The sequence below is a fragment of the Stenotrophomonas sp. SMYL86 genome (assembly GCF_036320025.1).
GTDB lineage: Bacteria > Pseudomonadota > Gammaproteobacteria > Xanthomonadales > Xanthomonadaceae > Stenotrophomonas > Stenotrophomonas maltophilia_A.
Genome location: NZ_JAWIRU010000012.1, coordinates 95,921 through 107,993 on the forward strand (window position 1 = coordinate 95,921; position 12,073 = coordinate 107,993).

General features: G+C 67.0%; 13 protein-coding genes. 6 read left to right on the plus strand and 7 right to left on the minus strand.

Features of this window, described 5'->3' with window-relative positions; genetic code table 11:
* Window positions 1-13: 13 nt before the first annotated feature.
* Entirely contained in the window at window positions 14-919 is a 906-nt protein-coding gene (locus V3B64_RS14120) for an SPOR domain-containing protein (RefSeq protein ID WP_049399052.1), read from the plus strand.
* Window positions 920-1,040: 121 nt separating this feature from the next.
* Here the strand turns inward: V3B64_RS14120 and V3B64_RS14125 are convergent, their stop codons facing one another.
* Window positions 1,041-1,793 carry an SDR family NAD(P)-dependent oxidoreductase gene (locus V3B64_RS14125; protein WP_329893714.1) on the minus strand — a complete coding sequence of 251 codons (753 nt, stop codon included), beginning with the start codon at window positions 1,791-1,793 and terminating at the stop codon, window positions 1,041-1,043.
* A 117-nt stretch (window positions 1,794-1,910) separates the two neighbouring features.
* Between V3B64_RS14125 and V3B64_RS14130 the strand changes: the two genes are divergently transcribed.
* Window positions 1,911-2,378, plus strand: coding sequence for a DUF1456 family protein (locus V3B64_RS14130; RefSeq protein WP_005411992.1), 468 nt, complete (start codon window positions 1,911-1,913; stop codon window positions 2,376-2,378).
* Here V3B64_RS14130 and V3B64_RS14135 read toward each other — a convergent pair.
* Window positions 2,347-3,234, minus strand: a complete 888-nt coding sequence (locus tag V3B64_RS14135) for a LysR family transcriptional regulator (RefSeq protein ID WP_121505152.1) — start codon at window positions 3,232-3,234, stop codon at window positions 2,347-2,349. The genes V3B64_RS14130 and V3B64_RS14135 overlap by 32 nt on opposite strands.
* A 50-nt stretch (window positions 3,235-3,284) precedes the next feature.
* Between V3B64_RS14135 and V3B64_RS14140 the strand changes: the two genes are divergently transcribed.
* Window positions 3,285-4,526 carry an MFS transporter gene (locus tag V3B64_RS14140; RefSeq protein ID WP_121505151.1) on the plus strand — a complete coding sequence of 414 codons (1,242 nt, stop codon included), beginning with the start codon at window positions 3,285-3,287 and terminating at the stop codon, window positions 4,524-4,526.
* Here the strand turns inward: V3B64_RS14140 and V3B64_RS14145 are convergent.
* Window positions 4,523-5,221 (minus strand): TorF family putative porin, encoded by a 699-nt coding sequence (locus V3B64_RS14145; protein ID WP_121505159.1) that lies wholly within the window; start codon window positions 5,219-5,221, stop codon window positions 4,523-4,525. The two genes, V3B64_RS14140 and V3B64_RS14145, sit on opposite strands and share 4 nt — an antisense overlap.
* Before the next feature lie 178 nt (window positions 5,222-5,399).
* On the opposite strand from V3B64_RS14145, the gene V3B64_RS14150 reads away from it, so the two are divergent.
* A complete protein-coding gene (locus tag V3B64_RS14150) occupies window positions 5,400-5,789 on the plus strand; it encodes a DUF6165 family protein (protein ID WP_032130333.1) in 390 nt (129 codons plus the stop codon).
* Window positions 5,790-5,796: 7 nt separating this feature from the next.
* Here V3B64_RS14150 and V3B64_RS14155 read toward each other — a convergent pair whose 3' ends face one another.
* Window positions 5,797-6,468 carry a response regulator transcription factor gene (locus V3B64_RS14155; RefSeq protein WP_049398097.1) on the minus strand — a complete coding sequence of 224 codons (672 nt, stop codon included), beginning with the start codon at window positions 6,466-6,468 and terminating at the stop codon, window positions 5,797-5,799.
* 190 nt (window positions 6,469-6,658) lie between these two features.
* Entirely contained in the window at window positions 6,659-7,231 is a 573-nt protein-coding gene (locus tag V3B64_RS14160; RefSeq protein ID WP_032130335.1) for an Ax21 family protein, read from the minus strand.
* A 210-nt stretch (window positions 7,232-7,441) separates the two neighbouring features.
* On the opposite strand from V3B64_RS14160, the gene V3B64_RS14165 reads away from it, so the two are divergent.
* Both V3B64_RS14165 and V3B64_RS14170 read left to right on the plus strand, forming a co-directional pair.
* Entirely contained in the window at window positions 7,442-9,844 is a 2,403-nt protein-coding gene (locus tag V3B64_RS14165; protein WP_329914308.1) for a DPP IV N-terminal domain-containing protein, read from the plus strand.
* A gap of 91 nt (window positions 9,845-9,935) precedes the next feature.
* The gene (locus V3B64_RS14170) at window positions 9,936-10,295 is read left to right on the plus strand and encodes a DUF1428 domain-containing protein (protein WP_005407745.1); all 360 of its coding nucleotides are present in this window, start codon (window positions 9,936-9,938) and stop codon (window positions 10,293-10,295) included.
* A 15-nt stretch (window positions 10,296-10,310) separates the two neighbouring features.
* On the opposite strand, the gene V3B64_RS14175 is transcribed toward V3B64_RS14170, so the two are convergent.
* Window positions 10,311-11,006: a hypothetical protein gene (locus V3B64_RS14175; protein WP_071229376.1), complete on the minus strand. Its 696-nt coding sequence runs from the start codon at window positions 11,004-11,006 to the stop codon at window positions 10,311-10,313.
* Between the two features lie 107 nt (window positions 11,007-11,113).
* On the minus strand, window positions 11,114-12,007 hold the full coding sequence (locus V3B64_RS14180) for a hypothetical protein (RefSeq protein WP_049435203.1): 894 nt from the start codon (window positions 12,005-12,007) through the stop codon (window positions 11,114-11,116).
* Window positions 12,008-12,073 lie beyond the last annotated feature (66 nt).

Consider the following 12,073-nt stretch of genomic DNA (forward strand, 5'->3'; position numbering starts at 1 on the left):
AGACGCAGTACACATGGCAGCACGACGCGGCAAAAACCAGGCACGACGCAACAGCAGCAGCCAGGGCACACCCGGATGGGTGTGGCTGGTCGCTGGCGTGGCGATTGCGGCCGTGGTGTTCCTGGCGGCGCCGAACCTGTTCAAGGGCGAAGGCGATGGCTTCCTGCGCGCCGGTCCGCAGCCGAACCCGAACGCGCAGCCTGCCCCGGTCGCTGATGCCGACAGCGATGTCGGCACCCAGCCGGCCGCGCAGCCGGCCACGCCGAAGCCGGCCGAACCGGAAAAGCCGGCCGCCACCCAGTACGACTTCTACACCCTGCTGCCGGGCAAGGAAGTTGAAATGTCCGACGCCGAGCTGGCTGCCAGCGCGCGTGCTGAAGACCAGCGCCGGGCCAAGGCTGAAGCGCAGCGCGCGCAGGCGGCACTGGAAGGCAAGCCGGTTCCGCCGCCAGCGGCTACCGCGCCCGCACCGACGGCAACCGCCAGCGTGGCCAGCACCGCACCGGTGACCGCCACCAGCCGTCCGCTGCCGGCACCGCTGAGCGAACGACCGGCTGCGGCAACGCCTCCGGCCAGCACGCCGACGGCGTCGACCAGCACCGCCGCCGCCACTCCGGCAGCGCGTGCGGAAACCGCGCCGACCGCGGCCACTACCCCCGCCGCTGCGGCACCGGCTGCCGCCGACAATGCCCGCTACATCCTGCAGGCGGGTGCGTTCGGTGCCTCCGGCGATGCCGAAGCGACCAAGGCCAAGCTGGCGATGATGGGCCTGGCGGCACGCGTCGAATCGGCGCAGATCAACGGCAAGACCGTGTACCGCGTGCGCATGGGGCCGTATGGCAGTGCAGGTGAACTGTCTGAAGCCAAGCAGAAGCTGGATGGCACCGGCCTGCAGGCGATGGCGATCAAGGCACAGTGAGTCTGCCGAAGTGAATGAAAAAGCCGGGCACAGCCCGGCTTTTTTTTGTCTGTGTAGAGTCGAGCCTATGCTCGGCTTCTGTTGAAAGCAGTCGAGCATGGCTCGACTCTACAAATGAACGTCAGACTTCGCGGGCGACCTGGAAACCGGCGAAGGACTGGCTGACCGGCATCAGTTCCAGGCGATTGATGTTCAGGTGCGGCGGCAGGCTGGCCACCCAGAAGATCTGTTCGGCGATGTCTTCGGCGGTCATCGGGTTGGCGCCGGTGTAGAGCTTGTCCGACGCCGCCTGGTCGCCATGGGTACGCACCACGGTGAACTCGGTTTCGGCCATGCCCGGCTCGATCGTGGTCACGCGCACGCCGGTGCCGTGCAGGTCCGAACGCAGGCCGAGCGAGAACTGGCTGACGAAAGCCTTGGTGCCACCGTAGGCATTGCCGCCCGGGTACGGGTAGACGCCGGCCACCGACGAAATGTTGATGATTGCGCCCTTGCGCTCCACCAGCTGCGGCAGCAGGCGGTGGGTCAGGGTCACCAGCGCGGTGATGTTGGTGTCGATCATCGTGGTCCAGTCCGACAGCTTGGCGCTCTGTGCCGGCGCGGTGCCCTGCGCCAGGCCGGCGTTGTTGACCAGCAGATCGATCTCGCCGAAGGCCGGCGGCAGTGCCAGCAGCGCCGCTTCCATCGCCACCGGATCGCGGATGTCGAAGGCGGCGGCATGCACCACGTCCTTGCCGTAGCGCTCGACCAGCGGCTGCAGGCGTTCAGCGCGGCGGCCGGTGGCGATCACCTTCCAGCCCGCCTGGGCGAAGCGGTGGACGGCGGCGGCGCCGAAGCCGGACGTGGCGCCGGTAATCAGGACAGTGCGGGTCATCAGGCAACTCCAGGGGGAAAAACCAGACCCCCATTCTGGCACCGTCGGCCGGGGGTTGCGTTGCCTGATCGGCCAGATCCGGCCCCACCTGTCGGGGTGACCGGTACAATTGGGGCCATGATCAACAACGATGTCCTGCGCAGCGTGCGCTACTCCCTGGACCTGGGCGACCACCACGTGGTGACCCTGTGCCAGATGGCCGACCCGGCCTTCGCCGTGGATCCCGAACAGGTGAAGGCCTGGCTGCGCCGCGAGGACGAAGCCGGTTTCGAGGCGATGAGCGACAGCGCGCTGGCGCACTTCCTCGACGGCCTGATCGTGCACCTGCGCGGTCGCGACGAAAGCCAGCCGCAGCGTGCGGTGGAAACCCGCATCGACAACAACCTGGTGCTGAAGAAGCTGCGCGTGGCCTTCCAGCTGCGCGACGTCGATCTGATGGAGATCTTCGCCAGCGCCGGTTTCAACGTCTCCAAGTCGGAAGTGGGCGCATTGTTCCGCCAGCCCGGGCACACCAACTACCGGCGCTGCCTGGACCAGATGCTGCGCAATTTCCTCAAGGGCCTGAGCCTGCGCCTGCGCGGCTGAGCACGGCCTTGACGAACGCCCGCGCCGCCGGTGTCGGCAGTCGCTGCCAGACCAGGTGCACGCGGCGGGTCGGGGTCGGCTGCAGCGGAATCTGTACCACCCCCTGGAACCCGTCGGCGATCAACGCTGGCACGATGCCAACCGCCAGCCCATGGCGGACGAAGCGCTCGATCAGTTCCATCAGATTGACCTCGAAGCGCACCGTGTGCGGCAGGCCAGCGGCAGCGAAGGCATCGTCGGTCTGCCGCCGCGCACCGGTGCCGCGCGGAAAGTCGACCAGCGCCTCGTCCTGCAGTTCGGTCAATGGCAGCCGCTTGCGGCGGGCCAAGCGGTGTGACGGCGCCAGCACCGCCACCAGGTCTTCTTCCTGCAGCATCTGGTGGCAGACCCCGTCCAGCCCTGCCGACGGCGCCAATCCGACCAGCGCCACGTCCAGCTCTCGCGACTGCACCTGCGCGATCAGGTCCTCGCTCTTGTCGACCCGCAGCTGGAACTCCACCTGCGGGTGCGCCTGCTGGAAGGCCGCCAGCATCGCCACCACATCGATGTCGGTCAGCGAGGAGATCTGCCCGATCGCCAGCAGGCCACGCACCTCGCCAGTGACGGCGGCCACGTCGGCGCGCAGGTGGCGCAGGCTGGCCAGCACCTGGCGTGCATGCACCAGCAGCGCCTCGCCGGCGGCGGTGGCCCGCACCTGCCGCGGCAGGCGCTCGAACAGGGGCGTGCCCAGTTCCTGCTCCAGGTAGGCAATCTGGTGGCTCAACGCGGACTGCACCACATGGCAGCGTTCTGCGGCGCGGGTGAAATTGCCCTCTTCGGCCAGGGCGACGGCAAACTCGAGCTGTTTGAGATTCATCCAACTATCTCGTTTCCAGATGGCATGGATGATGATGATTCATTTCCATCATGGCCGCAGCAGGCGGACACTGTGCATCCCGCTTTGTGGAATACCACGTGAGTCCGTCCCTCCCCCCTCTGCACCGCTGGCAGGTGCTGCTGATGTCGGTGGCTACCGGCGTGGCCGTGGCCAGCAACTACTATGCGCAGCCACTGCTGCACACCATTGCCGATGCCTTCGGTGTGCCGTTCGGCCAGGTCGGCATGGTGGTCACTGCCGCACAGCTGAGCTATGCCGCCGGACTGATCCTGCTGGTGCCGCTGGGAGACCTGTTCGAACGCCGCCGCCTGATCGTGGTGATGAGCCTGTTGTCGGCAGGCGGGCTGGTGATCAGTGCCTGTGCACCATCGCTGGCCTGGTTGCTGGTCGGCACCGCGATCACCGGCCTGTTCTCGGTGGTGGCGCAGGTGCTGGTGCCGTTCGCGGCGACGCTGGCCGCACCCGAGCATCGTGGCCGCGTGGTCGGCACGCTGATGAGCGGGCTGCTGCTGGGCATCCTGCTGGCGCGCACCGTGGCCGGCCTGCTTTCCAGCCTGGGCGACTGGCGCCTGGTGTATGCGATCGCCGCCGGCACCCTGGTGCTGACCGCACTGGCGCTGCAGCGCGGCCTGCCGCGATTCCACCACAGCGCCGGCCTCGGCTATTTCGCATTGCTGCGCTCGATCGGCGTGCTGTTCGTGCAGGAGCCGGTGCTGCGCCAGCGCACCCTGCTGGGCGCCTGCAGCTTCGCCATGTTCGCGATCTTCTGGACGCCGCTGGCGTTCCTGCTGGCACAACCGCCCTACGCCTACAGCGATGCCACCATCGGCCTGTTCGGGCTGGTCGGCGCCGCCGGTACGCTGGCGGCCGGCCTGGCCGGGCGCATGTCCGATCGTGGCCAGACCGGACGTGCCACTGCCATCGCACTGATGCTGTTGCTGCTCTCGTGGCTGCCGTTGGGGCTGTCGGCACACTCGCTGCTGGCGCTGCTGGTCGGCGTGGTGGTGCTGGACCTGGCCGCGCAGCTGCTGCACGTGAGTAACCAGAACCTGATCTATGCACTGCAACCGGCAGCGCGCAACCGCCTCAATGCCGGCTACATGACCGGCTACTTCATCGGCGGTTCGCTGGGTTCGCTGCTGTCGGCGCAGGTCTACCAGCGCTTCGGCTGGACCGGCGTCTGCGTGGCCGGTGCTGCGGTGGCCATGCTGGCCCTGCTGCTGTGGCTGCCCGGCGCGCTGCGCGCGCGCCAGGCTTCGGTGACTGACTAGAAGCTGCCCTGCAGCGCCAGCTCCCAGCGTCCGCCGGCATTGCCCGGAAACAGCCGCTTCGCTGCGTTGTCGGTGTCATGCACGGTGGCGCGCAGTTCCCATGCCGGGGTCAGCGAGGCGATGGCACTGAGCTGGCCATTCAGGTAATCAGGCCCCTGTGCGGTGGCCAGCCAGTACTGGCCCACCGCCGCTTCGAGGCGGAACCGTTCGTGCAACGGCACCCGCACACCCAGCTGGGCGTAGGTGCCGCGACGGCCGCCCGCCAGCGCGTCGTTGGAATGCGCCAGCTGCAGCCAGGCGCGCTGCTTCCAGGTCACGGTGGTATTGAGCTCGGTCCAGTCCAGCGCGCGGCCGGTGCCCGGGTACACGTAGCGGGTCAGGTTGGCATCCAGTGCCCAGTCCGGTGCCAGTGCACCACTCCAACCGGCCACCAGGTCAAACTCGCTGCGCGCGCCGTTGTCCGGCTTGAACGATACGTTGGACCCCCACGCGCTGGCGTACCAGCCCGATGGGATCGAGACCTTCGCGCCGGCCTGCACCGCCGGGTCGCCGTCGCTCTGCGAGCTGCCGCGCCACACGTAATCGCTGGTCAATGCGGCACTGCCACTCACCTGCACCTGCGCCTGGGCGGTGCCGATGCCGAGCAGCCCTGCCAGGGCGACCACCACTGCCGCCATCATCCCCTTGCTGTTCACTGCACTGTGTTCCTCGTCGAAGGCGGTCACGCCGCCGGGACCGCAGTGTCGAGGCGGTGGCCGTAACGGATCGAGGGTGCTGCCGGGCCCGTGGCGCAAATTCGGCGTAAATCCCGCGGACCGGGGCCACATGCCAGCAGCGCGGTATCATGGCGCCCTGTTTCCAGGAACCAACCGCGTGGACGCCATCCTGACTCCGGTATCGATCGGCGAGCTGATCGACAAGATCACCATTCTCGAGATCAAGGCCGAGCGCATCGACGATGCCGCCAAGCTGAGCAACGTGCGCACCGAGCTGGACGGCCTGCTGCCGTTGCTGCAGCTGCAGCTGCAGGCTCAGCCGGCGCTGGCCGTGCTGAAGCAGCAGCTGAAGGCGATCAACGAGCGCATGTGGGACATCCAGGACCAGCTGCGCGACAAGGAAGCGGCCCAGGTGTTCGACGATGCCTTCATCCAGTTGGCGCGTGGTGTCTATGGCACCAATGGCGAGCGCGTGCAGGTGAAGAACGAGATCAACCGCGTGGCCGGTTCGGCCCTGGTGGAAGAAAAGCAGTACCAGGGCGAGTAACGCCACCTCAATCAGCGTCGATCAGATGGCGGAAGCGGAACAGCTCGCCATCGTTGCGGATGCCCAGCTTGCGGTACGCCGCTCGCTTCTGCGTGCTGATGGTGCTGGCTGCACGCCCACTGCGGCGTGCCATCTCGCCGGTGCTGCAACCACGCAGCACCCACTGCAGGACGGTGCGCTCGCGGGTACTCAACCGTGGTGAACGCATGGACTGCTGGCGCTGCCGACGGGACTGGTTCAACTGTGCACGCAGCTCCGGCGGCACGAAGCGCCCGCCACGGGCAACCACGCTCACTGCCCGCAGCAGCATCTGCGGCGCGCAGGCCTTGGACAAGAATCCGCGCGCTCCGGCCTGCAGGGCCAAGGACACGACACCCGCGTTGCAGTGTGCGGACAGCACCAGGATCGGCACTGCCGGCCAGTGGCGTGATAGGTGCCGCAGCAGTTCCAGGCCTTCGCCGCTGTCACCGATCGGCAAGGCGTCGACCAGCAGCAGATCGATCGCGGCCGCCTGCTGCTGCAGGCGCTGCAGCAGATCACCGCTGCGGCCGTAGCTTCCATCCACCTGCAGGCCCGCCTGCCGGGCCAGGACTTCCTGCACGCCATGCCGCAACAGCGGGTGTGGATCCAGCAGCAAGAGGCGGCAGGGAGAATCGCGGGGCGACGGAAACGTGGGCATCGTTGCATTCCTGCAGAACAGGCCACTCACCCTAGGGCGCAGCCGACGCCTGCGGAATCCAATTCGTTGCAATGCCGCCCTTCCGCCGCGACACGGTCAGGTAGCGTTTGCCCAGCCGGAAACGCAACAGGCCCGGCATGGGCCGGGCCTGTCGAGGCATCTTCGGCGCGCAGGCGCGCCGAGGAAGCAATTACCAGCTGAAGCGCGGGCCGACGGTGTATTCCTTGTCGCCGTCGCGGTTCATCTTCAGCTCGCCGTTCAGGCCCCAGTTCTGGTTCAGCTTGACCTGACCACCCAGGCGGCCGTACCACTGGCCTTCCGGATTGATGCCGTGCTTCTTCGAGAAGTCTTCGTAGCCGACCATGCCGTAGACTTCGGCGTGGGCACCGAAGGCGGTGCGGATACCGGCTTCAGCGCTGTAGCCATTGAAGTCCAGGCCGTGCTTCTGGTCGCGCTTCTGGTAAGCAACGCGGGCAACGAAGTCGGTGGTCGGGGCGATTTCAACGTTGTAGCCGGCGCCGATCTTCCACTGGTCCAGCTTGATGTTGGTGTGGTCGATTTCCTGGCGGCTGTACTCACCGAAAGCGTGGAAGTTCGGCAGGAAGCCGTACGAACCCTTCACGCCCCAGCCGTCGGCCTTGAACGCGTCGATGTCGGTCTTGGCGTAGTCGGCTTCGGCGTAGTTGTACGACAGGTTCTCAGCAGCCGAGGCGGTGAACGGCAGGGCAGCGGCCAGGGCCAGAGCAATCAGCGAATTCTTCATGGGGGTACACCTTTACTTTCTTATGGTGTGCAGCAGCGCCAGGGCGCCATCGCATCGGGAATGTAAATTCTCCGTTATTCGCCACAACGCTCCCTGAAAACAGCGGTCTTCGCATTGCTGAATTTTTTGCCTTGATTCAGGCTGTCTCTGGCATACGCGCGCGGCGCGCGTGCATTTGTGATTCGTCGTCGATTGCAACAGGAGGTTGCCTTGTACGTTTCCGATCCGCCGCTGATGCCTGTTCGCGCCGCGCTCCTGGCATGCGCGGCCCTGTTCCCGATCCACGCTGCGCACGCACTGCAGGCCGCTGACTACCAGCGCGCCGAACGCGTGCATGACAGTCACCTTCGCGGTGCGCTGCGCAATGCTTCGGTGCTGCCCCACTGGCTGGCCGATGGGCGCTTCTGGTACGAACGCGAAACCACGCAGGGCCGGCGCCAGGCGGTACTGGTCGATCCAGTCCAGGCCACACGCCAGATCCTGTTCGAACCCGATGCGCTGGACGCTGCGGTTGCACCTCTCGGTGCCAGCGGACCACGCCTGCGCTTGAGCAGCGTGCAGGTACTGGATGAAGGCCTGCGCCTGCAGTTCAACGGCGAGGCGGCGATCAGCTGTCAATGGCCACGCCTGCAGTGCGTGCGTTCGCAGGATGCAGCGCCAGCGACCGATGCACTGCCATCGCCCGGCGGTGATGCCTGGCTGCAGGTACGCGATCACAACCTGTGGCTGCAGTCGCCCGGAATGGCAGCACGAGCGCTGACCAGCGGCGGTGAACCCAATCATGGCTTTGGCGTGCTGCCGGACTTCACCCTGCGCGGCATTCCACGCCGCCAGGGCCGGATGCCGACGCGGCCGTTCGCGGTCGGCTGGTCACCGGATGGCCGCTACGTGGCCGGCATCCGCTACGACGAACGCGCGCTGCAGGACTACCCCTATCTGGAAAGCAGCCCGGCCAACAGCGCGCGGCCGCGCGTGCATACGGTGAAGCTGGGGCTGCTGGGTGACACCCGGCAGGTGCGCGACAGCCTGTATGTGGTCGACACCCGCAATGGCCAGCAGCATGACATCGCCTTGCCGGAAGGCTGGAACACCCTCAGCGAAGCCGGCGTACTCGGCTGGGACGGCGACCGGTTGTATGCCGTGATCGCGCACTTCGGCGCACCGCGCAGGCTGCGCCTGGTGGAGATCGATGCCAACAGCGGTGCGTTGCGCACGGTTCTGGAAGAAGCCAGCGACACCCGCCTGCAGCTCAACGTGTATTCCTACAACCGGCCAGCGGTGGCCATCCTGCCCGGCCAGGACACGGCGGTGTGGTTCTCGCAGCGCGATGGCTGGGGCCATCTGTACCGGGTCCGCCTGTCCGACGGCAAGGTGCTGCGCCAGCTCACCCGCGGCCAATGGGCGGTGCGCGACCTGCTGGGCGTGGACGCTGCGGGTGGCTGGGCGTACTTCAGCGCCGGCGGCGTCGACGGTGGCGACCCCTACGTACGCGGCCTGTACCGTGTATCGCTGCAGGGGGGACCGGTCCAGCGCCTGGCCGCCGATGGCAACGACCATCTGGCCGATGCCGGCACCGGCGCGTTGTTCGGCGGGCGCGCCCCCCAGGCGCTGTCGCCTGGCGGTGGCTATCTGGTGGATACCGTTTCCCGTCTCGACCAGCCACCACGCACCGTGCTGCGGGCCAGCGATGACGGCCGTGAAGTGATGGTGCTGGAAACAGCGGATGACGGCGCGATCATTGCTGCCGGCTGGCGCCCACCACGGCGCGAACGGCTGCTGGCCGCCGATGGGCGAACGCCGATCTTCGCCACCGTCTACCTGCCCCGCGACTATCGCGACGACGGCCGCTTTCCGGTGATCGACGCGATGTACGGTGGCTCCTTCGTCAGCAATGCGCCGGTGACCTACGCCGAGGCGGTGTCCGCCTTGAATCCGGTGTCACGCGCCAGCCTGGCCGAACTGGGCTTCGTGGTGGTCAGCATCGACGCGCGCGGCACCGGTGGCCGCGACAAGGCGTTCCATGACAGCAGCTTCCTGCACGGGGCAGATGTGCAGCTGGATGACCATGTGGCTGCGCTGCGCCAGCTGGGCGAACGCTACCGGGGCATCGACCTGCAGCGGGTCGGCATCTACGGGCATTCGTTCGGTGGTTACAGTGCAGCGCGCGCCCTGCTGCGCTATCCGGCGTTCTACAAGGTGGGCGTGGCCTCGGCCGGCAGCCACAATTTCCAGGGCATGTACGGCGGTGCATTGCACGGCATGGACCGGCTGTTCGGTGGCGTGCTGCCGCCAACACCCCTGGCCGATGGCGTGCCGGCGCCGTTTGCCGGGCTCGACAATGCAGCGTTGGCCGGCAACCTGCGTGGGCATCTGATGCTGGTCTATGGCGAACTGGACGAGAACGCGCCGCCGGCGCTGACCCTGCAACTGGCCGCCGCCCTGAACAAGGCCCAGCGCAGCTACGACCTGCTGTACCTGGCCCGGCAGGACCACGAACTGTTCCGCAACGACGCCACCTACACGCACCGCATGTGGGACTACTTCGTGCGCCACCTGGCCGGCCAGCAGCCACCGGAGACGGTGCTGGCGCCGCTGCCCGGTGGCCCGGGCTGAACGGGCGCACACAGGATGTCGATCCACGGCGCCCTGGTTCGTCGGGTACTTGAAGGCCGTGCATGCGGCACGGTCCATCCGGAGGCAGGCAATGAGCTACATCGATGGTTTCGTCCTGGCGGTGCCCACCGCCAACAAGGAGAAGTTCCTCGCCCATGCACGCACAGGGGATCCCGTTTTCATCGAGTACGGCGCGCTGCGCGTGGTCGAGTGCTGGGGTGACGACGTACCGCACGGCAAAACCACCGACTTCTTCGGCGCGGTGAAAGCCACGCCAGATGAGACGGTCGTGTTTTCCTGGATCGAATGGCCGGACAAGCCGACCCGCGACGCCGGCATGAAGAAGATGATGGAAGACCCGCGGTTTGATCCGGCGACGAATCCGATGCCGTTCGACGGCGCGCGGATGATCTACGGTGGGTTCGTGCCGATCTACGAGCTGACGCGCTGAACCGGGCGGACGTGCTCAGCGCGCGTCCGTCTCATCGCTGGCGGAGGCATGGCCGGCGCCCAGTGCGGCACCGGCGCCGAGGCCCATGCCGCCCATTCCGGCCCCCATTCCGCCACCGCCGCCGCCACCGCCACCACCCGCACGACCGCCCTTGGCATCGCCATCGTTGCGGCCCTTGCCACCGCCACTGGCAGCGGGCCGGGTCGGGCCCTGCGGTGGAATCTGCAGGTCGGTCGGGATGGGGGCCAGATCCAGCGCTTCGCGCACGAAGTCGCGCAGCGAGACCACCAGCTCGTGGAGGTGCACCGGCCGCCCCTGTGCCAGTTCGTTGGCCGCACGCGCGGCCAGCCGCACCTGCTCGTCGGTGCCCAGCAACAGGATGTCCGACAGTGCCGCTTCAACCGCATCGCGGATGCGGCGCGCGCGATCCGAGCGGGGTTCGGCGATGCCTTCGGCATTTTCGCGCTGGCGCAGGTCGCGGCGATGGCTGGGATCCACACCCAGTTCGCCAGTGAACGACCCGCCCAGGGTCTTGTAGGCCGCCATCAGCGTGCGCAGCCGTTCGTTGATCTGCCGGTTCTCGCGCTCGCGGCGCTGTTGCAGGGTCTGCATCACCAGCAGGCGGATGCCCACGCCCAGCAGGGTGATCAGGACCAGGCCGGCCAACGTGGACAGCACGCCCTGCCAGGAACTGAAGTCGATACCACGCATGCCCGGGGCTCCTGCAGGAAGAACCTGCATCTTGCCCCAGACCGTGCCCCAGAAACGCGAAAGGCCCCACCACCCGTTGGGTGGCAGGGCCTTCGGTCACGGCGCGATTACTTGCGCTTGGCGACCTTGCGCACGGCCTTCTTGGCCGGAGCCTTCTTGGCGGCGACCTTCTTCAGCGGCGCAGCCTTCTTGGCGACCGTCTTGCGGGTGGCGGCAACCTTCTTGCCCACCGCCTTCTTGGCAACGGCGGTCTTCTTGCCGACAACCTTCTTGGCAGCAGCGGTCTTCTTGCCGACGGCCTTCTTGGCGACAGCAGCCTTCTTGCCGACAACCTTCTTGGCGGCCGCGGTCTTCCTGGTGGCGACCTTCTTGGTAGCGGCAACCTTCTTGCCGACAACCTTCTTCGCAGCCACGGCCTTCTTGCCAGCGACCTTCTTGGCCGCGACGGTCTTCTTGGCCACGGCCTTCTTGGCGGTGGCGACCTTCTTGCCGACAACCTTCTTGGCGGCCGCGGTCTTCTTGGCAACGGTCTTCTTCGCGACGGCGGCCTTCTTGGTGGCAGCCTTCTTCACGGTAGCGACCTTCTTGCCAGCAGCCTTGGTGGCAGCCTTGGTGGTCTTCTTGGCAGCGGCGGCCTTCTTGGTCACAGCCTTGCCTGCAGCCGCCTTCTTCTTGGCCACTTCCTTCTTCAGGGCAGCGGCTTCGGCCTTGGCGTTCTTCTTGGCGGCTTCCAGCTTCTTCTTGGCGTTGGCAACAGTCTTGCCGACCGACTTGGCAGCCTTCTCGGCCTTCTTGGCAACGGTCTTCTCGACCTTGGCCACGGCCTTCTTGGCCTTGGCAACGCGGGTGCCGGCAGCCTTGGTGGCGCGCTTGACGGTCTTCTTGACCGACTTCACTGCGTCTTCGGCAGCGTGGGCGATGGTCTCGCCAACGTTGGTGGCGGTTTCTTTGACGTTCTCGACGGCGTCGGTCACGACCGACACACCATTACCGTTGCTCATGTTGCCCTCCTGCGGGCCTTAAGTATCAAAACGGGGCGATGCTATACCGACATTGACGATCGTGGA